Source organism: Mycolicibacterium sp. HS_4_1, assembly GCF_054515875.1.
The window spans coordinates 2,832,421-2,854,889 of record NZ_CM137261.1; the positions used below are offsets into that span (position 1 = coordinate 2,832,421).

Below are 22,469 nucleotides of genomic sequence, written 5' to 3' on the forward strand. Positions count from 1 at the left end.
ACCGCCACAGCCAGATATCGGACTAGCTATCCGAACGCAGCATGTTCCGCAGCACGTACTGCAGGATGCCGCCGTTGCGGTAGTAGTCGGCCTCACCGGGCGTGTCGATGCGTACCACGGCGTCGAACTCGACCTTGGTCCCGTCCTCCTTGGTGGCGGTCACGTGGACGGTCTTCGGGGTCTTACCGGCGTTGAGCTCTTCGATACCCGTGATGTCGAAGGTTTCGGTGCCGTCCAGGCCCAGCGACTTGGCGCTCTCACCGGCCGGGAACTGCAGCGGGATGACACCCATACCGATCAGGTTGGACCGGTGGATGCGCTCGAACGACTCGGTGATGACGGCCTTGACGCCCAGCAGCGTGGTGCCCTTGGCGGCCCAGTCCCGCGAGCTACCCGAACCGTATTCCTTGCCGCCCAGCACGACCAGCGGGATGCCGGCCTTCTGGTAGTTCATGCACGCGTTGTAGATGAACTCCTTCGGGCCACCCTCCTGGGTGAAGTCGCGGGTGTAACCACCCTGCGTGCCCTCCAGGCCGATGGTGTCGAGGATCCGGTTCTGCAGGCGGATGTTGGCGAAGGTGCCGCGGACCATGACCTCGTGGTTGCCACGACGGCTGCCCAGCGAGTTGTAGTCCTTGCGGGCCACACCGTGTGCGTCCAGGTAGTCCGCGGCCGGAGTGCCGGGCTTGATCGGGCCGGCCGGGCTGATGTGGTCGGTGGTCACCGAGTCGCCCAGCAGGGCCATGACGCGAGCGCCCGTGATGTCGGTGACGGGCGCCGGCTCCATCTGCATGCCGTCGAAGTACGGCGCCTTGCGGACGTAGGTCGAGGCGTCGTCCCACGCGAAGGTGTCGCCGTCCGGCGTCGACAGGTTCCGCCAGTTGTCGTCGCCCTTGAACACGTCGGCGTAGGACTTGCGGAACATGTCCTGGCTGATAGCGCTCTTGATGGTGTCGTCGATCTCCTGAGCCGACGGCCAGATGTCGCGCAAATAGACGTCGGCACCTTCATTATCTTTGCCCAAGGAGTCTTGCTCGAAGTCGAAGTCCATGGTGCCCGCGAGTCCGTACGCGATGACCAGTGGCGGCGAGGCCAGGTAGTTCATCTTGACGTCGGGGGAGATGCGACCCTCGAAGTTGCGGTTACCGGAGAGCACCGCGGTGACGGTCAGGTCTTCTTCGTTGATGGCCTTGGAGATTTCCTCCGGCAGCGGACCGGTGTTACCGATGCACGTGGTGCAGCCGTAGCCGCCCAGGTAGTAACCCAGCTTCTCCAGGTACGGCCACAGGCCGGCCTTCTCGTAGTAGTCGGTGACGACCTGCGAGCCCGGGGCCATGTTGGTCTTGACCCACGGCTTGGTGGTCAGGCCCTTCTCGACGGCGTTGCGGGCCAGCAGGGCGGCGCCGATCATGACCGACGGGTTGGAGGTATTGGTGCAGGAGGTGATGCCCGCGACCGCGACGGCGCCGTGGTCGAGGATGAACTCGCCGCGCTCGCCCTTGACCCGCACCGGCTTGCTCGGGCGGCCCTCGGCGCCGTTGGCGGCGGACTGCACGTTGACGGCACCGTCGTCCGCGAACGACAAGGCGGCCGGGTCGGAAGCCGGGAACGACTCCTCGACGGCCTCGTCGAGCTTGGTGTGGTCGGCCGGGTGCTGCTCCTCCACGTAGTTGTGGATGTCCTTGCGGAAGGCGATCTTGCTCTCCGACAACAGGATTCGGTCCTGCGGGCGCTTCGGGCCGGCGATCGACGGCACCACGGTGGACAGGTCCAGCTCCAGGTACTCGGAGAACGCCGGCTCGTGGTCGGCGTCGTGCCACATGCCCTGGGTCTTGGCGTAGGCCTCGACCAGCGCCAGCTGCTCGTCGGTGCGGCCCGTCAGGCGCAGGTAGTTGATGGTCTCGTCGTCGATCGGGAAGATCGCGCAGGTCGAGCCGAACTCGGGGCTCATGTTGCCCAGGGTGGCGCGGTTGGCCAGCGGCACCTCGGCGACGCCCTTGCCGTAGAACTCGACGAACTTGCCCACGACGCCGTGCTTACGCAGCATGTCGGTAACGGTCAGCACCACGTCGGTGGCGGTGACGCCCGGCTGGATCTCGCCGGTCAGCTTGAAGCCGACCACGCGCGGGATCAGCATCGAGACGGGCTGGCCCAGCATGGCGGCCTCGGCCTCGATACCGCCGACGCCCCAGCCCAGCACGCCCAGGCCGTTCTCCATGGTGGTGTGGCTGTCGGTACCCACACAGGTGTCGGGGTAGGCCTGGCCACCCCGGACCATGACGGTGCGGGCCAGGTACTCGATGTTGACCTGGTGCACGATGCCGGTGCCGGGCGGGACGACCTTGAAGTCGTCGAAGGCGCCCTGGCCCCAGCGCAGGAACTGGTAACGCTCGGAGTTGCGTTCGTATTCGAGGGCGACGTTCTTCTCGTAGGCGTCGGCGGTGCCGAACACGTCGAGGATGACGGAGTGGTCGATGACCATCTCGGCGGGCGACAGCGGGTTGACCTTGTTCGGGTCGCCGCCGAGGGCGGTGACGGCCTCGCGCATGGTGGCCAGGTCGACGACGCAGGGCACGCCGGTGAAGTCCTGCATGATCACGCGGGCCGGGGTGAACTGGATCTCGATGCTCGGCTCAGCCGAGGGATCCCAGTTGGCGAGGGCCAGGATGTGATCTTTGGTGATGTTTGCGCCGTCTTCGGTGCGCAGCAGGTTTTCCGCAAGCACCTTCAGGCTGTAGGGAAGCTTCTCGACACCCGGTACCGCATCGAGGCGGAAAATCTCGTAGCTGTTTTCCCCGACAACGAGCGTGTCACGGGCTCCAAATGAATTGCTGCTCACATCAACTCCCGGCTAGATCTCGCCGCGACGGGCTGTGTCAGCGGCGCGTTGCAACCCTAACAGTACGCTTGTCCTGTAGGCACCTCGGGGCGCCTCCCACAGTCTTGTCGGGTTCCGGGTGTGCCGTCCGGGAGTTCGTCGAAATTCCAGTACCGTTTGCCGGGTGACCACTTTTGCGGCGACGCCGTTCATCCCGGCATTCATTCCGCCGGACGTCTGCGCCACGGTCGGGCAGGACCCGGTCAAGACCCCCGTCGACGTCTGTATGGCGACGGTCATCACGCAGGTGCGCGATGGTGGGGTGAGCGCGCCGGGCATCGCGCCGGCGAAGCCCCCGGCGACGCCGCAGGAAGCGAACCAGGCCGCCGCGGCCGCGCAGGACGCCGCCGCCCTGCGCCAGGTGGTCGCCGACGCCCACGCCAAGGGCATCGACCTCAAAATCGTGGTGCTGCCCACGAGTCCGGGCATCGACACCCCGTTGCGTGACATCGCCGCCGACGTCGGCCATCACTACCCGGAATCGACGGTGTTGACCCTCAGCCCTGGCTTCGCCGGCGCGGTCAGCCCGACCTATGACCGCGTGCTCCTGGAGGCGGGTCAGGACCTGGCGAAGACACCGAGCGTCGTGCAGTCGTCGAAGAATTTCGTGAGCCAGCTGGAAACGCCGATATTTCCGTGGACGTCGTTCACTGTGGTGGTCATCCTCGGCGTGGTAGCGGCTGCCGTCGGTACCCGCTTCTTGCAGGTCCGAGCCCGCAAAGCCGTCGCCGCGGTCGCCCCGGTGAATGCCGCCGAGACCACAACGGGGTAGCTGGGCGCGGAGCGCCGCGAATTCGAATATCACTATTCGGTCACACCTTTTTCAATTACACCGATGTGGTTTGTTACTAACGTTTCATTTGTGCAACCTGTGACGTACGGTGCAGTTGGTACCGCATGTTGTAGTTGTTATGAATGTGATTTCTGCGACTTACGGGACCAACGGATCGAGCCCGCTTTCGCCTTACGCGGGCACCAGCGCGCTGGAGCCTTAGGAGACCTAGTCAATGGGACGCAGCATTCGCCCCTTCAGCGGTGGGCTGGCCGCCCGGCTGGGCAGTCGCGTCGGCACCGGGTCGCTGGTATTCGGTGTCGTGACCGCGTCCGTCTTCGCCTCCGGGGTCGGCCTCGGCCCGGCCTCGGCCCAGCCCGGCAGTGGCGAGATCGCCGCTCTGGTCACCGACCTCGCCAACGCCAACCAGAAACTTCAGGACCTCGGCGCCTCCATCCAGACCCGGCAGGAATCGGTCAACAAGGCCATTGCCGACGTGCAGACCGCCCGCGACAACGCCGCCACTGCCCAACAGTCCATCGAGACGAGCCAGCGCGAGCTACACGACGCCAACGCGGCGATCGCCGCAGCACAGGCTCACTTCGACAAGTACGCCGAGGCCGCCTACATCAACGGGCCATCTGCCAACTACCTGACCGCCACCGATCCCGGCGAGATGATCAACACCGCCGCCACCGGTCAGGCCCTGACCATCAGTTCGCAGGAGGCCATCGCCGACCTGCAACGCACCCGCACCGAACGGGCCAATCGTGAATCCGCGGCTCGGCTGGCCAAGCAGAAGGCCGATCAGGCCGTCAAAGACGCGCAGGCCCGCCAGGACGACGCGGTCAAGGCCCTGACCGACGCCCGGTCGACATTCGCCGAGCAGCAGACCCAACTCGATCAGCTGGTCAGCCAGCGCAACGCGGCTCAGGCCAAGCTCGACGCCGTACGCACGAAATGGGCGGGGAACAGCGGGCCGGCCACGGCGCCCGGTACGCCCGCGGCCGATCCCGGCCGCTACGCCGCAAACTGGGACGGCGCGGCCGGTGCTGCCGGCGGTCCCCGGAAGTGGGACGAAGGCGGCTGGGACCCGACCCTGCCCAAGATCGCCAGCGCAAACATCCCCGGTGACCCGGTCGCCGTCATCAACAGCGTGCTCGGCATCACGGCCACCTCGGCGCAGGTCACCCAGCAGATGGGCCACAGCTTCCTGCAGAAGCTCGGCCTGGTGCCCGCCGACGTCACCAAGACCGGCTTCACCAACGGCGCCATCCCGCGGGTCTACGGCAAGCAGGCCTCGGAATACGTGATCAAGCGCGCCATGTCGCAAATGGGCGTGCCGTACTCCTGGGGCGGCGGCACCGCGGCGGGTCCGAGCACGGGAATCGACTCGGGCTCTGGCACGGTGGGCTTCGACTGCTCGGGCCTCATCCTGTACGCGTTCGCCGGCGTCGGCATCAAGCTGCCGCACTACTCCGGCAACCAGTACGAGATGGGCCGCAAGATCCCGACCTCGCAGGCCCGTCGCGGCGACGTCATCTTCTACGGCCCAGGCGGCAGTCAGCACGTCACCCTCTACCTCGGCGACGGGAAGATGCTCGAAGCCCCCTACACCGGCTCGGACGTGCACATCTCGCCGGTGCGAACCAGCGGCATGACGCCGTACGTGATCCGCTACATCGAATACTGACCCAGGGCGAGCGAAGCGACGGGAAGAAAGCTCAGGGCGAGCGAAGCGACGGGAAGAAAGCTCAGGGCGAGCGAAGCGACGGGAAGAAATAGGGGTTATTGCATTGCAGGGCAAGGAATTTCACCGGCGAGACGTCCTCGCGGGCGTCGGCGCGCTCGCGCTGGCATTCGCGATCGGGACGGCGCCGCGCGCTGCGGCCGACCCCGACGGTGGCTGGGATCCGACCTTGCCCGCCAAACCCAGCTCCGGCGCCCCCGGCGACCCGGTGGCCATTGCCAACGCGACTTTCCAGGCCAGCCAGTTGGCCCTGCAGACCACGCAGAACCTCGGCCAGAGCTTCCTGTCCAGCCTGGGTCTCGGCGGCAAGCCGAGCGGCGGTGGCGGCGGAAGCGCCGCGATGATGCCGGGCGGCCGGGTCGGCGGGAAGCAGGCCATTGAATACGTCATCCGGCGCGGCGGCTCGCAGATGGGCGTGCCGTACTCGTGGGGCGGCGGCACCCTGACCGGTCCGGGACCCGGCGTCGACTACGACGCCGGCAAGATTGGCTACGACTGTTCCGGGTTCACGCGCTACGCATACGCCGGCGTGGGCGTCCAGATCCCGAAGTACTCGGGCGACCAATACAACACCGGCCGCGCCATCGCGCCGTCGGAAGCCAAGCGCGGCGACCTGATCTTCTACGGCCCCGGCGGCAGCCAGCACGTCACGATCTATCTGGGTGGCGGGAAGATGCTGGAAGCCTCCGGCAGCGCCGGCAAGGTGACGGTCAGCCCGGTCCGGATGGCCGGCATGTCACCGCACCTGTCCCGCATCATCGAGACCTGATAATCACCTGAGTCGGCCATGCCAACGTCGACGGATACCCGACTGCCTGGAATAGTTGAGTCCGGGCGCGCGGCTATATTGGCGGCTACCCGCTAGACCAGCGATTTTGTGTACGACGAATCAGACGGAACAGCCGGTCTGAATAAACCTGGGAGGAAGCTAGATGACGTCACCGAGTGGGCCACCCGACGGCGCCGGAGGCTACCCAGGCCCGGCTCCCACGCAGGGTTACCCGCCCGGGGCGCATGCCGCGCCGACCGCACAGCAGCCCGCCAGTGGATCGTTGCAGTCCGAGGTGCACACCCTCGAGCGGGCGATCTTCGAGGTCAAGCGCATCATCGTCGGCCAGGACCAGCTGGTCGAGCGCATGCTGGTCGGCCTGCTGGCCAAGGGCCACGTGCTGCTCGAAGGTGTGCCGGGTGTCGCCAAGACGCTGGCCGTCGAGACCTTCGCCAAGGTGGTCGGCGGCTCGTTCGCCCGCATCCAGTTCACTCCCGACCTGGTGCCCACCGACATCGTCGGTACCCGCATCTACCGCGTCGGCAAGGAAGAGTTCGACATCGAACTCGGCCCCGTGATGGTCAACTTCCTGCTCGCCGACGAGATCAACCGCGCGCCCGCCAAGGTGCAGTCGGCGCTGCTGGAGATCATGGCCGAGCGCAAAATCTCCATCGGCGGCAAGACCTTCCCGCTGCCCAGCCCCTTCCTCGTGATGGCGACCCAGAACCCCATCGAGCAGGAGGGCGTCTACCAGCTGCCCGAAGCGCAGCGCGACCGCTTCCTGTTCAAGCTCAACGTCGGTTACCCATCGCCTGAGGAAGAGCGCGAGATCATCTACCGGATGGGCGTCAAGCCGCCGGAGCCCAAGCAGATCCTCACCACCGACGACCTGCTGCGCCTGCAGGACGTGGCCGCCAACACCTTCGTGCACCATGCGCTCGTCGACTACGTGGTGCGCGTCGTCACCGCCACGCGCGAGCCGGAGAAGTTCGGCATGCCCGACGCCAAGGCCTGGATCGCCTACGGCGCCTCGCCGCGTGCCTCGCTGGGCATCATCAGCGCCTCCCGTGCGCTGGCCCTCGTGCGCGGCCGCGACTACGTCATCCCGCAGGACGTCGTCGAGGTCATCCCGGACGTGCTCCGGCACCGCCTCGTGCTCACGTACGACGCGCTGGCCGACGAAATCTCGTCGGAGACCGTGATCAACCGCATCCTGCAGACCGTCGCGCTGCCTCAGGTGAATGCCATTCCGCAGCAAGGGCATTCGGTGCCGCCGGTGATGGCCGGCGCGGCTGGGGCCTCTGGTCGGTGACCGCTCCCGGGTCTGACCGTTCGGCTTCGCCGAAGTCGTCTGATCGTTCGGCTTCGCCGCGGTCCGGCAGGTCGGTGGATCTGCCGTCGCTGCAGCGCGGCCAGATACGGGACCCCGAACTGTCGGCCGCGCTGCGCAAGCTCGAACTCACCATCCGCCGCAAGCTGGACGGGGTGTTGCACGGTGACTACCAGGGCCTGATGCCGGGTCCCGGCTCGGAGCCGGGGGAGTCACGGCTCTACCAGCCGGGTGACGACGTCCGCCGGATGGACTGGTCGGTGACGGCCCGCACCACGCATCCGCACGTGCGGCAGATGATCGCGGACCGCGAACTCGAAACATGGCTGGTCGTCGACATGTCGGCGAGCCTGGACTTCGGCACCGCTGGCTGCGAGAAGCGCGATCTGGCTGTCGCGGCGGCGGCCGCGATCGCCTTCCTTAACAGCGGTGGCGGCAACCGGCTCGGCGCCATCATCTCCAATGGCGACACCGTGCGCCGGGTGCCGGCGCTGTCGGGGCGGCTGCACGAGCAGGAGCTGCTGCGCGCCATCGCCACCACACCGAAGGCGCCCGTCGGGGTCCGCGGTGACCTGGCGGCGGCCATCGATGCGCTGCGGCGGCCAGAGCGGCGGCGCGGCATGGCGGTGATCATCAGCGATTTCCTGGGGCCCATCAACTGGATGCGCCCGCTACGGGCCATCTCTGGGCGGCACGAGGTACTGGGCATCGAGATCATCGACCCCCGTGATGTGGAGCTGCCGGCCATCGGCGACGTGGTGCTGCAGGACGCCGAGTCCGGCATCACCAAGGAATTCACCATCGACGAACAACTCCGCGACGACTTCGCCCGGGCCGCGCAGGCCCATCGCGACGAGGTGGCCCGCACGCTGCGCCGATGCGACGCCCCGCTGCTGACGCTGCGCACCGACCGGGACTGGATCGCCGACGTCGTCCGGTTCGTGGCGAACCGCCGCCGCGGCGCCATGGCGGCCCGGTAGCCGTCGGTAGTTGCCCAGACCGCCGTGCGGCGCGCTGTAGCGCGCCGATTTCGGCCCGCACCGGCTGAGACGATAAGTTGACCACCATGAGTGACAGTGTTGCCACGGAAAGTGCCGCCACGCCTGTCGGCGGTCGCCCGGCTTTCGTTTCCCGTTCCGTGCTGGTCACCGGTGGTAACCGGGGCATCGGCCTGGCCATCGCGCAGCGCCTGGCCGCCGACGGCCACAAGGTTGCGGTGACCCACCGCGGTTCCGGTGCGCCCGAGGGCCTGTTCGGCGTCGAGTGTGACGTCACCGACACCGAGGCCATCGACCGTGCGTTCAAAGAGGTCGAGGAGCACCAGGGCCCCGTCGAGGTGCTGGTGTCCAACGCCGGCATCTCCAAGGACGCGTTCCTGATGCGCATGACCGAGGAGCGGTTCACCGAGGTCATCAACGCCAACCTCACGGGCGCGTTCCGGGTCACCCAGCGGGCCTCGCGCAGCATGCAGCGCAAGCGGTTCGGCCGGATCATCTACATCGGCTCGGTCTCGGGCATGTGGGGCATCGGCAACCAGGCCAACTACGCGGCCGCCAAAGCCGGCTTGATCGGCATGGCGCGCTCCATCTCCCGTGAGCTCTCCAAGGCGGGCGTGACCGCCAACGTCGTCGCCCCCGGTTACATCGACACCGAGATGACGCGCGCCCTCGACGAGCGCATCCAGGAAGGTGCGCTGGAGTTCATCCCGGCCAAGCGCGTGGGCACCGCCGAAGAGGTCGCCGGTGCCGTCAGCTTCCTGGCGTCCGAGGACGCGGGCTACATCGCCGGTGCGGTGATCCCGGTGGACGGCGGCATGGGCATGGGTCACTGACCCCACATTCTTTGGCTTACCAGAACTCAGAAGGAGTCAGCACAATGGCAGGTTTGCTCGAAGGCAAGCGGATCCTGGTCACCGGGATCATCACCGACTCGTCCATCGCGTTCCACATCGCGAAGGTCGCCCAGGAACAGGGTGCTGAGCTGGTGCTCACCGGCTTCGATCGGATGAAGCTCATCCAGCGCATCGCCGACCGGCTGCCGAATCCGGCGCCGCTGCTGGAGCTCGATGTGCAGAACGAAGAGCACCTGGCCTCGCTCGGCGAGCGCGTCACCGAGGTGATCGGCGAGGGCAACAAGCTCGACGGCGTCGTGCACTCCATCGGCTTCATGCCGCAGAGCGGCATGGGCATCAACCCGTTCTTCGATGCCCCGTACGAGGATGTCGCCAAGGGCATCCACATCTCGGCGTACTCCTACGCCTCGCTTGCCAAGGCGCTGCTGCCGATCATGAACGAGGGCGGCGGCATCGTCGGCATGGACTTCGACCCGACCCGCGCCATGCCCGCCTACAACTGGATGACGGTCGCCAAGAGCGCACTCGAGTCGGTCAACCGATTCGTCGCACGCGAGGCCGGCAAGTACGGTGTGCGCTCCAATCTTGTTGCGGCAGGCCCCATCCGGACCCTGGCCATGAGCGCTATCGTCGGTGGCGCCCTCGGCGACGAGGCCGGCCAGCAGATGCAGCTGCTGGAAGAGGGCTGGGACCAGCGCGCGCCGATCGGCTGGAACATGAAGGACCCGACGCCGGTCGCCAAGACCGTCTGTGCGCTGCTGTCCGAGTGGCTGCCCGCGACCACCGGTTCGATCATCTACGCCGATGGTGGCGCCAGCACCCAGCTGCTCTGATTGTCTTGTTTCCGCCGAAACGGCGTTCCAGCAGGCGTGCTCTCGCACTTCGCCTGCCGGAACGCCGTTTCGCGTCTTAGAGGAGCGAACTCGTGGACTTTGACGCATTACTGCTGTTGTCGTTCGGCGGGCCGGACGGCCCCGACGACGTCCGTCCGTTCCTGGAGAACGTGACGCGCGGACGTGGGGTACCGCCCGAGCGCCTGGACGCCGTCGCCGAGCACTACCTGCATTTCGGGGGTGCGTCGCCGATCAACGGCATCAACCGGGCGCTGATCTCGGAGCTCGAGGCGGCGATGCCGGAGCTGCCGGTGTACTTCGGTAACCGTAACTGGGATCCATATATCGAAGACACGGTTACCGCCATGCGGGACAACGGAGTTCGTCGCGCCGCGGTATTCACCACCTCGGCATGGGGCGGTTTCTCCAGCTGCCGGCAGTACCTCGAGGACATCGCGCGGGGCCGCGCCGCGGCCGGGCCGCAGGCGCCGGAACTGGTGAAGCTGCGCCAGTACTTCGACCATCCGCTGTTCGTCGAGATGTTCGCCGAAGCGATCGGCGAAGCCGCCGCCCAGTTGCCCGCCGAACTGCGCGACGATGCCCGGCTCGTGTTCACCGCGCACTCGATTCCCGTCCGGGTCGATGAACGGGACGGGCCGCGGCTCTACAGCCGTCAGGTCGGCTACGCCACCCGGCTGGTCGCCGCCGCCGCCGGATACGACGAGTACGACCAGGTCTGGCAGTCCCGGTCCGGGCCGCCCCAAATCCCGTGGCTGGCACCGGATATAGGTGATCATCTGGCGACGCTCGCGGACGCCGGCACCAAGGCCGTCATCGTCTGCCCCATCGGGTTCGTCGCCGACCACATCGAGGTGGTGTGGGACCTCGACAACGAACTGGCCGAGCAGGCCGCCGAGGCGGGAATCACGTTGGCGCGCACCACGACTCCCAATGCCGATCCGCGTTTCGCCCGGTTGGCGGCGGCGCTGGTCGAGGAGCTGCGCACGGGAGCGACGCCGGCGCGGGTCGAGGGCCCGGATCCCGTGCCCGGTCACGGCTGCAGCGTCAACGGCGCATTGTGCCTGCCGCGCTGCTGCGGCGACTGACGGGGCCTAGCGCTCCCAGGCGGAGTGCAGGATGGCCGTCACCGCGGCCAGCCGGGCGGAGCGCACGACGTCGGCGAGCGGCCGCATGGCCTCGCTGGCGATCTGCATCTCCGATGCGCTCTGCAGGCCGATGGGCGCCAGCCCGGCGCTGACGGTGATGATCGCGTCGATGTGGGCAGCCGTCTCCAGCACCCGCACCGCCCGGGTGGGGGCGTGGTCCGGCAGCCGGTGCAGGTGTCCGGCCTCGAGCAACTGCTCGACCATTTCGCGCGGATCGTCGATGTCCGAACCCGGTTCGGCCCGCAGGCGCCCGAGCGCATCGGCCGCGGACCGGACCGCGTCGCGCAACCGGTACTCCTCGTCACCGAGGTCGAAGTGGCCGACCACCGGTGCGGTCGGCAGCGAGTACACCGTCCAGGACAGCGCCTTGACCTCGGCGTCGTCGGTGTCGTCCTCGTATTCGAAATCGGGGACCAGCCCGACGGCTTCGCCGTAGTTCGAGGTGACGACGACGGCTTCGCCCGCGTCGATGGCGTCCTGCTGGAACTGGGTGCCAGGGGGCAGACCGCGGACATCGCCGGGTACGGGCAGTACCAGGTTCATGGCCGGCTCCGAGCGCGCCGCACCGGCGGCATGCCGCAGCGTCTGGAGCAACGTGACGCCGCCGTAGTTGGTCAGGTCCGGCCATGGCAGACCGGTCCGGCTGGCCGCCACTGCGTCGTAGGCGGCAATGGAATGCCGTGGCGCCCAAGGCGACAACGCATCCAGGACATCGTCAGGTGCGGCCAGGCCGGCATGCCAGGCATTGGCCCACACCGTCAGTGAAACACTCGGACACCACATGATGCACGCAGTGTAAAACGCTCCGGCCCATAACGCCTGCAAGGCGCTACTCTGGTCGCATGCCGGTGCCGTTGCTGTGGCTCGTCTTGGCCATCGGGCTCGCCGGTGCCGAAGCGCTCACCGGTGACATGTTCCTGCTCATGCTCTCCGGCGGCGCCCTGGCGACGGCGGGCCTCAGCTGGGCCACCGACTGGCCCATCTGGGCCGACGGCGCTTCCTTCCTCATCGTGTCGGTCCTGCTGCTGGTCCTGGTGCGGCCGGCGTTGCGCAGGCGGTTGGGCGCCCCGGGCCTGCCGGAGCCGGTGAAGGCCTTGGAAGGCAAGACCGCACTGGTCCTCGATCGGGTGGCCCGCCATGAAGGGCAGGTAAAACTCGACGGCGAAATCTGGACGGCGCGTCCGCTGGACGACGACGATGTCTTCGAGCCCGGCGATCACGTCACGGTGGTGCGGATCGACGGCGCGACCGCGGTGGTCTTCCGGACCATCTGAACCCAAGGGGAGCTGAAATTGACTGGTGCACTTGTTCTTCTGCTGATGCTGGTGGCACTGGCCATCGTCGTGGTGGTCAAATCGGTGGCGCTCATCCCGCAGGCCGAGGCGGCGGTCATCGAGCGGCTGGGCCGCTACAGCAAGACGGTCTCGGGGCAGTTGACGCTGCTGCTGCCGTTCATCGACAAGATCCGGGCGCGGGTCGACCTGCGTGAGCGGGTGGTGTCGTTCCCGCCGCAGCCGGTGATCACCGAGGACAACCTGACGGTCAACATCGACACCGTCGTCTACTTCCAGGTGACCAGCCCGCAGGCCGCGGTGTACCAGATCAGCAATTACATCGTCGGCGTCGAGCAGCTGACAACCACGACGCTGCGCAACGTCGTCGGCGGTATGACGCTGGAGCAGGCGCTGACTTCTCGCGACTCGATCAACGCCCAGCTGCGCGGCGTGCTCGACGAGGCCACCGGCCGGTGGGGCCTGCGGGTCGCCCGGGTGGAGCTGCGCAGCATCGATCCGCCACCGTCGATCCAGGAGTCGATGGAAAAACAGATGCGGGCCGACCGGGAGAAGCGCGCCATGATTCTGATGGCGGAAGGCAGTCGGGAGGCATCGATCAAGCAGGCGGAGGGTGCCAAGCAGTCGCAGATCCTGTCGGCGGAGGGTGCCAAGCAGGCCGCGATCCTGGCGGCCGAGGCGGACCGGCAGTCGCGCATCCTGCGCGCCCAGGGTGAACGCGCCGCGCAGTACCTGAATGCGCAGGGCCAGGCGAAGGCCATCGAGAAGACGTTCGCCGCCATCAAGGCCGGCCGGCCCACGCCGGAGCTGCTGGCCTACCAGTACCTGCAGACCCTCCCGCAGATGGCGAAGGGCGAAGCGAACAAGGTGTGGGTCGTGCCCAGCGATTTCGGTTCTGCGCTACAGGGTTTCACCAAACTGCTCGGAGCGCCGGGGGAGGACGGGGTGTTCCGCTACACGCCGTCGCCCGTCGACGAGACTCCGGTGCGCGATGACGACGACGAGGTCGCTGACTGGTTCTCCACCCAGACCGACCCGGCCATCGCACAGGCGGTCGCGAAGGCCGAGGCCGAGGCCCGCACCCCGGTCCAGCAGCCGGGCTACAGCGCGCCGCCACTGTCGGTGCCGCCGGCCCCGCCGACGCAGCCGATAGAGTCGCGCCAGACCCCTGAAATCGACCCGTCCGCCGGGCAACACGCGAGGTGACGATGAGCCTGTTGACGTCCCGCAAGACCTACACCGCGCTGGCATTGTTTCTCGCCGGCGATGCCGTGGCGTGTGCCGTGCCCGTCGCGCCCATCGAGAAGTCGCTGACCGGGGTGAACTTCCCGCTGGAGTACCGGTGGGTCCTGGTCGGGTCCAAGGCGGCAGCTGCCGTGGGTCTGCTTGCCGGACAACGGAATTCGGCACTCGCGCGGCTGACTACGGCGATGCTGGCCCTGTACTTCACGCTCGCCGTCACCGCGCATGTCAAAGCCCACGACAAGCCCCAGAACGCCGCGCCGGCTGTGCTGTTCCTGGCGCTGTTCAGCGCGATGACAGCGAAAGGGCTGCCCGAGCGCGAGGCCTAGGGCTGCAGCCGCAGTTCCACCATCGGTAGCGGGATGTCGCGGTCCCCGATCGACTGACCGAGCGTCTGTTCGAGCACCGGCCGGAACTGCTCCCAGTACTTGGGGTGGCGGGTCCGGTAGTCGCCCAGCGTCCGATCGGTTTCGGCCTGATCGAGCACCCGGGCCGTCGCAGGTGCGGCGCCGCGGCTGCCGATCCAGAGCCGGACCCGGGGATTGGCACAGACGTTGCGGAACCACTGCGCGGTGGTCCCGAACCCGGAGGCCACGACGAAGGTGCCGGCGTGCGGCCGGTCGACGATTTCGAGTACGACGTAGCGACGCTGACCAGAGCTGCGGCCGACATGCTCGAGCATCAGCATGCGCGAGCCGAGCAGTGCGCCCAACCGCGCCCGGTACAGCCAGACGGGGGCCCGCACCAGGCGGCGGTTACGCAGCATCCGGGCGCCGAGGTCGGCGAGTGCGCTCATGAGCCCACGGTGTCCTGTGCAGCGGCGTGGGCGCGGCGATGGAGCCGGACCTCGTAGATCAGTCCGCCGATTCCGATGGTCGCGGTGCAGGCCGACACGACCAGCAGCGACGGCCGAATCTGTCCCGTGAGTGCGTCGCCGAGGATGACGACCGCCGCGGTGCCCGGCAGCAGGCCGAAGAACGTGGCGATCGCGTACGGCAGCACCCGGACCGATGAGGCCCCGGCCGCATAGTTGAGCACCGAGAACGGCACGGCCGGGATCATGCGCATCGACAAGATCGCCGCCCAGCCCCGTTCCTTGAGCCGGGCATCGAGGCTGTCGATGTGCTTGTGCGACAACTTGCTCAGGTGCCAGCCCAGCACCCGCACCAGCCAGAGCGCGATCAACGCGCTCAGCGTGCTGGCGATGACGGCGAGCGTGACGCCGAGGGCGGAACCGAACAACAGCCCTGCGGCGAGGGTGAAAGCGGTACGGGGGAACGGCAGCACCGTGACGACGGTGTGGGCCAGCAGGAAGGCCAACGGGAACCACGGCCCCGCCGCGGCCGCCCAGTCACGCATCTCGACCGCGTTGGGCAACGGTACCCAGATCGCCATTGCGACAAGAATCACAATCACCGTTCCGATGCCGGCGGCTCGTCTGGGCGGCATCTGCGCTGCAGTGGCTTGCACCGCAGACAGGACCATGCGCAGCGCGCTGACAACGGAGTTCACGTCTTCCAAGGGTACGGGGCGACCGGCTGATCACCGCTGTCAGGAGCGGGTGCGTTGGGAGGTCGATCGCGGCAACTCGTCGCCGTCAGAGGTATGGACAGCTGGTGTGCGGTGGAGCTACTGGGTAGTAGCGACCTGCGTGATTTAGCCTCGAATTCAAGTGTGATAGGCATTTCTGCATGCAGTGCCATATGTCTGATGGCCGAAAGATTGGGAGTCGCCGGTGACTGTCGACGCGTCCACCGTTCGGGACCGCTACGCGCGGTGGCAAGAGAACGTCGCCGGCGTGCTCGCCAAGAGCACCCGCAAGGCAGTCGAGGAGCTGCCGGCAGACCCCGAGCGTCTGCTCGATACACCCACTTATGACGGATTCCCGGTCCGTCCCCTCTACACCAGCCTGGACGGCCTGGCCGAGCCCTCGCTGCCCGGACACTGGCCTTTCACCCGTGGCGGTGACGCCCACCGCGACGTGCTCGCCGGCTGGAAGGTGACCGAATCCTTCCCGATCTCCAGCGACACTGAAGTCGCCGACGCCCGCCTGGTCAACGGGGCCATCCTGCTTGCCCTGACCGACGGCACCAGTGCCCTCGAGGTTCGGGTCGGAACGGGCGGCGTCCCCGTCGACCAGCTGGATCGCGTATTCGAAGGTGTCTTCCTGGACCTGGTTCCGGTGCTCCTCGATGCCGGCGCCGACGTTGCCGGTGCCGCCGACCAGCTGCTCGCGCTGGTGAAGCCGTTCGACGCCGACCAGCGCGGCCGGTTGTCGATCGACCTCGGCGCCGACCCGCTGACGGCGCCGCTGTCGGGTCGCGCCGCCGCGGCCGAAGCCGACGTCATCGCCACCGCGGCGAAGCTGACCGAGTACGACGGGGGAGTGCGCGCCGTCACGGTCGACGCCGCCGCGTTGCACAACCTCGGCGCCAGTGCCTCCCTGGAACTCGCGGGTGCCATCGCCGCCGGTGTCGCCTACCTGCGCCTGCTCACCGGCAGCGGGCTGTCCGCCGCTGATGCGTTGCGGCAGATCAGTTTCCGTTTCGCGGCCGACGACGATCAGTTCGCCACGATCGCCAAACTCCGGGCGGCGCGCCAGCTTTGGGCGCGGGTTGCTGAGGTCGTCGGTGCACCTGACGCCGGTGCCGCAACGATTCACGCCGTCACCTCCAAGGCCATGATGTCGCAGCGCGACCCGTGGGTGAACATGCTGCGCACCACGCTCGCCGCGTTCGCCGCCGGTGTCGGCGGTGCCGACACCGTGTTGGTCGAGACGTTCGACGCCGCCATCGCCGGCGGATTGCCCGGAACCGCAGTCACTTTCAGCCGGCGCATGGCCCGCAACACTCAGCTGTTGCTGCTGGAGGAGTCGCACCTGGGCCGGGTCGTCGACCCGTCGGGCGGCTCATGGTTCGTCGAGGACCTCACCGACCAGCTGGCGCAGCAGGCCTGGGCGAAGTTCCAGGACCTGGAATCGCGGGGTGGATTTGTCGCGGCCCGCGATTACCTGAGTGCCCAGATCGCCGAGGTCGCGGCCCGGCGTGCCGACGACATCGCGCACCGGCGCACCGCCCTCACGGGTGTGAACGAGTTCCCGAACCTCGAGGAAAACGCACTCGCACAGACTGATTCGTTCCCCGGCGTGGTCCGGTACGCGGCGGCATTCGAGGCGCTGCGCAACCGCTCCGACGCCTACCTGGCGAAGACCGGCAAGCGGCCGCAGGCGGTGCTGCTGCCCGTCGGACCGCTGGCCGAGCACAACATCCGCACCACGTTCGCCTCGAACCTGCTGGCCTCCGGAGGTATCGAAGCCGTCAACCCCGGAACCGTCGACGCTGCGGGTGCTGCGGCCGCCGCCGCCGGCCAGGTCGCCGCGGTGGTTTGCGGCACCGACGCCCGCTACGCCGAGGAAGCCGGTGACGTCATCAAGGCCGCCCGCGCGGCCGGCGTCGCGCACGTCTACCTTGCCGGACCGGAGAAGGCGGTGGCCGCTGCCGCTGATAAACCCGATGCGTACCTGACCATGAAAATCGATGCCGTCGAAGCGCTTTCCACCCTGCTCACCCGATTGGGGGCATGACAATGACCGCGACTGAGGCCAACCCCATCGCCAGCTTCGCCGACGTTCCGCTGCAGGGCGAGGCCGCCACCGCGCCAACCGCGGACGCCGTCGACACCCACGTCGCCGACGCGGCCGGCGCCCACGGCTATACCGCGGCGCAGCTCACCTGGTCGACCCCCGAGGGCATCGACGTCAAGCCGGTGTACATCGCTCAAGACAGGGATGCCGCGACTCAAGCGGGCTACCCGCTGGACACCTTCCCGGGCACCCCGCCGTTCATCCGCGGGCCGTACCCGACCATGTACGTGAACCAGCCGTGGACCATCCGGCAGTACGCCGGGTTCTCCACCGCCGCAGAATCCAATGCGTTCTACCGGCGCAACCTGGCCGCCGGCCAGAAGGGTCTGTCGGTCGCGTTCGACCTCGCCACCCACCGCGGCTACGACTCGGACCACCCCCGCGTCCAGGGCGACGTCGGAATGGCTGGTGTGGCAATCGATTCCATCCTCGATATGCGCCAGCTGTTCGACGGCATCGACCTGGGCAGTGTCAGCGTCTCGATGACGATGAACGGCGCGGTGCTGCCCATCCTCGCGCTCTACGTCGTCGCCGCTGAAGAACAGGGCGTGCCGCCGGAGAAACTGGCCGGGACCATCCAGAACGACATCCTCAAAGAGTTCATGGTCCGCAACACCTACATCTACCCGCCGAAGTCGTCGATGCGGATCATCTCGGACATCTTCGGCTACACCAGCACCAAGATGCCGAAGTTCAACTCGATTTCCATCTCGGGCTACCACATCCAAGAGGCCGGCGCCACAGCGGATTTGGAGCTGGCCTACACGCTGGCCGACGGTGTGGAGTACATCAAGGCCGGCCTCGAGGCCGGGCTGGACATCGACAAGTTCGCGCCCCGGCTGTCCTTCTTCTGGGGCATCGGCATGAACTTCTTCATGGAGGTGGCCAAGCTGCGTGCCGGCCGTCTGTTGTGGAGCGAGCTGGTCGCCGAGTTCGCGCCGAAGAGTGACAAGTCGCTGTCGCTGCGTACCCACTCGCAGACCTCCGGCTGGTCACTGACAGCGCAGGACCCGTTCAACAACGTGGCCCGCACCTGCATCGAGGCCATGGCCGCCACCCAGGGCCACACCCAGTCGCTGCACACCAACGCCCTCGACGAGGCGCTGGCGCTGCCCACCGACTTCTCGGCCCGCATCGCCCGTAACACTCAGCTGCTGTTGCAACAGGAGTCGGGCACCACGAGGCCCATCGACCCGTGGGGCGGCTCGTACTACGTCGAGTGGCTGACTCACCAGCTCGCCGAGAAGGCCCGCGCCCACATCAAGGAGGTCGCCGAGCACGGCGGCATGGCGCAGGCCATCGGCGAGGGCATTCCGAAGCTGCGTATCGAAGAGGCTGCCGCTCGCACCCAGGCTCGGATCGACTCCGGTGCCCAGACGGTGATCGGCGTCAACAAGTACCAGGTCGACGAGGACCAGGAGATCGAGGTCCTCAAGGTCGAGAACAGCCGCGTGCGCGCCGAGCAGCTCGCCAAGCTCGCGCAGCTGCGGGCCGACCGCGACGAGGCCGCCACTCAGGCCGCGCTGGCCGAATTGACCCGTGCCGCAGGCGAATCCGGTCATGCCGGGGAAGACGGCCTGGGCAACAACCTGATGGCGCTGGCCATCAACGCGGCCCGCGCCAAGGCGACCGTCGGCGAGATTTCCGACGCCCTGGAGAAGGTGTACGGCCGGCACCAGGCCGAGATCCGGACCATCGCCGGCGTCTACCGCGACGAGGTGGGGAAGGCCGGAAACGTGAGCACCGCAACGGAATTGGTCGAGAAGTTCGCCGAGGCCGACGGCCGTCGGCCCCGCATCCTGGTGGCCAAGATGGGCCAGGACGGTCACGACCGCGGCCAGAAGGTGATCGCCACGGCATTCGCCGACATCGGCTTCGACGTGGACGTCGGCTCGCTGTTCTCCACGCCCGACGAGGTGGCGCGGCAGGCGGCGGACAACGACGTGCACGTCGTCGGGGTGTCGTCGCTGGCCGCTGGTCACCTGACGCTGGTGCCCGCACTGCGCGATGCACTGGCCGAGGTCGGGCGTCCGGACATCATGATCGTGGTCGGCGGCGTGATCCCGCCGGGCGACTTCGACGAGTTGTACGCCGCGGGCGCCGCGGCGATCTTCCCGCCCGGCACCGTGATCGCCGAGGCCGCGATCGGCTTGTTGGGCAAGCTCGCCGAGCGGCTGGGCTACAAGCTCTGATGCGCCGAAACGGCATTCCAGCAGGCTGCTACTCGCACTTCTTCTGCTGGAACACCGTTTCGCCGGTGATACGACGATGAGCACACCAATACCGGAACTTGCCACGAAGATCCGCGCCGGCGATCGTGCGGCGTTGGCGCGGGCCATCACACTGGTCGAGTCCACCCGGGCCGACCATCGTGATGCCGCGCAGCAGCTGCTGCTCGAGCTCACCCCCGAAGCGGGCCGGGCGCTGCACGTCGGCATCACCGGCGTGCCCGGGGTGGGGAAGTCGACCACGATCGAAGCGCTCGGTATGTACCTGATCGGGCAGGGACACCGCGTCGCGGTGCTGGCTGTCGACCCGTCGTCGACCCGCACCGGTGGCTCGATCCTGGGTGACAAGACCCGGATGGCTCAGCTGGCGGTGCAGCCCGAGGCATACATCCGGCCGTCGCCGACGTCGGGCACCCTCGGCGGGGTGGCCAAGGCCACCCGAGAGACCATCGTGCTGCTCGAGGCGGCCGGTTACGACGTCGTCCTGGTCGAGACCGTCGGCGTCGGGCAGTCCGAGGTAACGGTGGCCAACATGGTCGATACCTTCGTCTTCCTGACCCTGGCTCGCACCGGCGATCAGTTGCAGGGCATCAAAAAAGGTGTGCTGGAGCTGGCCGACGTCATCGTGGTCAACAAGGCCGACGGTGAGCATGCCATCGAAGCCAAGGCCGCGGCCCGCGAGCTCTCGGGTGCCATCCGGCTGATCTATCCGCGTGACACCCTGTGGCGGCCGCCGGTGCTCACGATGAGTGCGCTACGTGGCGACGGTCTGGCCGAGATGTGGGACACGGTGCTCAAGCATCGGGACACTCTCAGCGCGGCGGGCCAATTCGAAGCCCGGCGCCGGGCTCAGCAGGTGGACTGGACCTGGACCATGGTGCGGGACACCGTCTTGGACCGCGTGCTGTCGAACCCGGCCGTCAAGGCGCACCGCGACGAGGTGGAACGTCAGGTGCGCGACGGCGAACTCACACCCGCACTGGCGGCGCAGCGCATCATCGACCTCGCGAACTGACGGACGGCGTTCCCCTCGGTATCACGCCGACGGGTGCCGCCGGCGTGATATCGGGCACGGGCCGGGTGTTTTCGGGCCGCGCGTTTGGCGAAACCAAATGTTGGTGTGTTCAGCGGCGTGCCGCATTCCCGCCGAAAACGGCGGTCGGATGGATATGGCTACCGGTCAATGTCGCCAGATATCTGCTGTGACCACGAAAAACTGTCGGCGTAGTCGACTTTTCGCAACGAGTTACGCCGGCGTAGCTGCGATCTTGAAGTGAATTTCCGGCCGCGCGCGCCAGACTATTTAGTTAACAGATTGATAACGTCGGAGATGATCGGCGGCAACGGCAGGTCATCATTTGGTAATGACCAACGCTTTTCGCCGGGAGCGCAATGTCGCGCCTCTCCGGTCCGCCGGCGGGCCCCTTCCGCAGGGCGTTCACGGTGCCGCTGACCCCAATTTCGCAAACGTGGTGCGGGCCTTTTCTGCCATGTTCCCCAGCCGCTTTCTCGGCGGCGGCGCCCTCTCGGTGTACCTCGACGGCGTCCCGGTCGTCGATGTATGGACGGGGTGGGCCGACCGATGGGGCAACCGGCCATGGGAAGCGGACACCGGCGCCATGGTGTTCTCGGCGACCAAGGGGTTGGCGTCGACCGTCATCCACCGGCTGGCCGACCGGGGCCTGATCGCCTACGACGCACCGGTGGCCGACTACTGGCCTGCCTTCGCGGCCAAGGGTAAGGCCGGCGTGACGGTGCGGGAGCTGATGCGGCATCGGGCGGGGCTATCGCAGCTCAACGGCGCCACCCGGGAGGAGCTGATGGACCACCGCCTCATGGAACAGCGGTTGGCGGCGGCTCCGATGAGCTGGATGAAGGGGCGCCCGGCGTACCACGCCATCACCTACGGCTGGTTGTTGTCCGGCCTGGCCCGGGCGGTGACGGGGCAGGGCATGCGGGAGCTGTTCCGCACGGAGCTGGCGGAACCGCTCGGTGTGGATGGTCTGCATCTGGGTCGTCCGTCGGCCGATGCGCCCACGCAGCCGGCACAGATCATCGGCCCGCAGTTCCGCATCCGCAATCCGCTCTTCGACGCGGTGGCGCCGTATGTGGCGAAGTTGCCGTTCTCGGGTGGGTTCGGCTCGATGTACTTCACCGGTATGCGGTCGATGGCTCAAGGGGACACCCCGCTGCTGGATTCCGAGATGCCGGGCGCCAACGGGGTGGCCACGGCTCGATCGCTGGGCCGCGTTTACGGCGCGATCGCCAACGGTGGCCAGATCGATGGCATGCGCTTCTTGTCCGCCGGCACGGTGGCGCAGCTGCGCGGCACGGGCAGCGTGTTCCCCGACTTGGGCCTCGGGCTGCCGATGGACTTCAACCTGGGCTATCACGGACTGCCGTTCCCGGGCATCATGCCGGGGTTCGGCCACGTCGGTCTCGGTGGGTCGTTGGGCTGGGCCGACCCGGATCGCGGCCTGGCGTTCGGCTTCGTGCACAACCGGCTGTTGACACCGCTCATGGTTGCCGATCAGGCCGGTTTCGTGGCGCTCGGGGCAATGGTGCGACACAGTGTCGCGCAGGCCCGCAGCAACGGTTTCTGTCGGGTGACGGAGTTCGGTTCGACCTATGCAGATCCGGCGCCCGTGGCGGGCTGACGAAGTTTGCGCGCGCGAGATACGCGGCCGCATCGGAAGCGATGCGGACCGCCCTCA

19 protein-coding genes are annotated in these 22,469 nt (G+C 67.6%); 15 read left to right on the forward strand and 4 right to left on the reverse strand.

All coding sequences use genetic code 11. The features are described 5' to 3' along the window. Positions 1-22: 22 nt before the first annotated feature. Positions 23-2,839 (reverse strand): aconitate hydratase AcnA, encoded by a 2,817-nt coding sequence (gene acnA, locus ACX12F_RS13555; protein WP_459370038.1) that lies wholly within the window; start codon positions 2,837-2,839, stop codon positions 23-25. Between the two features lie 163 nt (positions 2,840-3,002). Between acnA and ACX12F_RS13560 the strand changes: the two genes are divergently transcribed. From ACX12F_RS13560 to ACX12F_RS13595, 8 genes are all read left to right on the forward strand, one after another. Continuing rightward, positions 3,003-3,650: an Rv1476 family membrane protein gene (locus ACX12F_RS13560; RefSeq protein ID WP_459370039.1), complete on the forward strand. Its 648-nt coding sequence runs from the start codon at positions 3,003-3,005 to the stop codon at positions 3,648-3,650. A 235-nt stretch (positions 3,651-3,885) separates the two neighbouring features. After that, positions 3,886-5,343: an NlpC/P60 family peptidoglycan endopeptidase RipA gene (gene ripA, locus ACX12F_RS13565; RefSeq protein WP_459370040.1), complete on the forward strand. Its 1,458-nt coding sequence runs from the start codon at positions 3,886-3,888 to the stop codon at positions 5,341-5,343. A 103-nt stretch (positions 5,344-5,446) separates the two neighbouring features. After that, positions 5,447-6,169: an NlpC/P60 family peptidoglycan endopeptidase RipB gene (gene ripB / locus ACX12F_RS13570; protein ID WP_459370041.1), complete on the forward strand. Its 723-nt coding sequence runs from the start codon at positions 5,447-5,449 to the stop codon at positions 6,167-6,169. 163 nt (positions 6,170-6,332) lie between these two features. Next, a complete protein-coding gene (gene moxR1, locus ACX12F_RS13575) occupies positions 6,333-7,481 on the forward strand; it encodes a chaperone MoxR1 (protein WP_459370042.1) in 1,149 nt (382 codons plus the stop codon). 74 nt (positions 7,482-7,555) lie between these two features. Continuing rightward, on the forward strand, positions 7,556-8,479 hold the full coding sequence (locus ACX12F_RS13580) for a DUF58 domain-containing protein (protein ID WP_459370043.1): 924 nt from the start codon (positions 7,556-7,558) through the stop codon (positions 8,477-8,479). 86 nt (positions 8,480-8,565) lie between these two features. Further along, positions 8,566-9,330 (forward strand): 3-oxoacyl-ACP reductase FabG1, encoded by a 765-nt coding sequence (gene fabG1 / locus ACX12F_RS13585; RefSeq protein WP_459370044.1) that lies wholly within the window; start codon positions 8,566-8,568, stop codon positions 9,328-9,330. Between the two features lie 44 nt (positions 9,331-9,374). Further along, entirely contained in the window at positions 9,375-10,184 is an 810-nt protein-coding gene (gene inhA, locus ACX12F_RS13590) for an NADH-dependent enoyl-ACP reductase InhA (protein WP_459370045.1), read from the forward strand. 92 nt (positions 10,185-10,276) lie between these two features. Continuing rightward, entirely contained in the window at positions 10,277-11,290 is a 1,014-nt protein-coding gene (locus ACX12F_RS13595) for a ferrochelatase (protein ID WP_459370046.1), read from the forward strand. 6 nt (positions 11,291-11,296) lie between these two features. Here ACX12F_RS13595 and ACX12F_RS13600 read toward each other — a convergent pair whose 3' ends face one another. After that, positions 11,297-12,133, reverse strand: coding sequence for an Rv1486c family protein (locus ACX12F_RS13600; protein ID WP_459370047.1), 837 nt, complete (start codon positions 12,131-12,133; stop codon positions 11,297-11,299). A 59-nt stretch (positions 12,134-12,192) separates the two neighbouring features. Between ACX12F_RS13600 and ACX12F_RS13605 the strand changes: the two genes are divergently transcribed. The 3 genes from ACX12F_RS13605 to ACX12F_RS13615 are packed head-to-tail and all read left to right on the forward strand — an operon-like array spanning position 12,193 to position 14,213. Then, positions 12,193-12,624 (forward strand): NfeD family protein, encoded by a 432-nt coding sequence (locus ACX12F_RS13605; RefSeq protein WP_459370048.1) that lies wholly within the window; start codon positions 12,193-12,195, stop codon positions 12,622-12,624. Positions 12,625-12,669: 45 nt separating this feature from the next. Continuing rightward, complete coding sequence (locus ACX12F_RS13610) at positions 12,670-13,848, forward strand: SPFH domain-containing protein (protein WP_459370341.1); 1,179 nt, start codon at positions 12,670-12,672, stop codon at positions 13,846-13,848. Between the two features lie 2 nt (positions 13,849-13,850). After that, complete coding sequence (locus ACX12F_RS13615; protein WP_459370049.1) at positions 13,851-14,213, forward strand: DoxX family protein; 363 nt, start codon at positions 13,851-13,853, stop codon at positions 14,211-14,213. Here the strand turns inward: ACX12F_RS13615 and ACX12F_RS13620 are convergent. After that, positions 14,210-14,680: a nitroreductase family deazaflavin-dependent oxidoreductase gene (locus ACX12F_RS13620; protein ID WP_459370050.1), complete on the reverse strand. Its 471-nt coding sequence runs from the start codon at positions 14,678-14,680 to the stop codon at positions 14,210-14,212. The genes ACX12F_RS13615 and ACX12F_RS13620 overlap by 4 nt on opposite strands. Continuing rightward, positions 14,677-15,396, reverse strand: coding sequence for a TVP38/TMEM64 family protein (locus tag ACX12F_RS13625; protein WP_459370051.1), 720 nt, complete (start codon positions 15,394-15,396; stop codon positions 14,677-14,679). Before ACX12F_RS13625 ends, ACX12F_RS13620 begins: the two co-directional genes overlap by 4 nt. 223 nt (positions 15,397-15,619) lie before the next feature. Between ACX12F_RS13625 and mutA the strand changes: the two genes are divergently transcribed. The 4 genes from mutA (at position 15,620) to lipL (ending at position 22,412) form a co-directional block, all read left to right on the forward strand. Beyond that, positions 15,620-17,467: a methylmalonyl-CoA mutase small subunit gene (mutA, locus tag ACX12F_RS13630; RefSeq protein ID WP_459370052.1), complete on the forward strand. Its 1,848-nt coding sequence runs from the start codon at positions 15,620-15,622 to the stop codon at positions 17,465-17,467. Continuing rightward, entirely contained in the window at positions 17,464-19,719 is a 2,256-nt protein-coding gene (gene scpA / locus ACX12F_RS13635) for a methylmalonyl-CoA mutase (RefSeq protein ID WP_459370053.1), read from the forward strand. Before mutA ends, scpA begins: the two co-directional genes overlap by 4 nt. 76 nt (positions 19,720-19,795) lie before the next feature. Next, positions 19,796-20,770, forward strand: a complete 975-nt coding sequence (meaB, locus tag ACX12F_RS13640; RefSeq protein ID WP_459370054.1) for a methylmalonyl Co-A mutase-associated GTPase MeaB — start codon at positions 19,796-19,798, stop codon at positions 20,768-20,770. Positions 20,771-21,119: 349 nt separating this feature from the next. Then, a complete protein-coding gene (lipL, locus tag ACX12F_RS13645; protein ID WP_459370055.1) occupies positions 21,120-22,412 on the forward strand; it encodes an esterase/beta-lactamase LipL in 1,293 nt (430 codons plus the stop codon). The last annotated feature ends 57 nt before the right edge of the window (positions 22,413-22,469 follow it).

Excerpts from the sequence above, each read along its gene's own strand:
- ripA (WP_459370040.1), top strand. The coding sequence starts at position 3,886 with ATGGGACGCAGCATTCGCCCCTTCAGCGGTGGGCTGGCCGCCCGGCTG.
- scpA (WP_459370053.1), top strand. The coding sequence starts at position 17,464 with ATGACAATGACCGCGACTGAGGCCAACCCCATCGCCAGCTTCGCCGAC.
- ACX12F_RS13605 (WP_459370048.1), top strand. The coding sequence starts at position 12,193 with ATGCCGGTGCCGTTGCTGTGGCTCGTCTTGGCCATCGGGCTCGCCGGT.
- ACX12F_RS13620 (WP_459370050.1), bottom strand. The coding sequence starts at position 14,680 with ATGAGCGCACTCGCCGACCTCGGCGCCCGGATGCTGCGTAACCGCCGC.
- ACX12F_RS13610 (WP_459370341.1), top strand. The coding sequence starts at position 12,670 with ATGCTGGTGGCACTGGCCATCGTCGTGGTGGTCAAATCGGTGGCGCTC.
- fabG1 (WP_459370044.1), top strand. The coding sequence starts at position 8,566 with ATGAGTGACAGTGTTGCCACGGAAAGTGCCGCCACGCCTGTCGGCGGT.
- meaB (WP_459370054.1), top strand. The coding sequence starts at position 19,796 with ATGAGCACACCAATACCGGAACTTGCCACGAAGATCCGCGCCGGCGAT.
- inhA (WP_459370045.1), top strand. The coding sequence starts at position 9,375 with ATGGCAGGTTTGCTCGAAGGCAAGCGGATCCTGGTCACCGGGATCATC.
- ACX12F_RS13600 (WP_459370047.1), bottom strand. The coding sequence starts at position 12,133 with ATGTGGTGTCCGAGTGTTTCACTGACGGTGTGGGCCAATGCCTGGCAT.
- ACX12F_RS13615 (WP_459370049.1), top strand. The coding sequence starts at position 13,851 with ATGAGCCTGTTGACGTCCCGCAAGACCTACACCGCGCTGGCATTGTTT.
- moxR1 (WP_459370042.1), top strand. The coding sequence starts at position 6,333 with ATGACGTCACCGAGTGGGCCACCCGACGGCGCCGGAGGCTACCCAGGC.
- lipL (WP_459370055.1), top strand. The coding sequence starts at position 21,120 with ATGACCAACGCTTTTCGCCGGGAGCGCAATGTCGCGCCTCTCCGGTCC.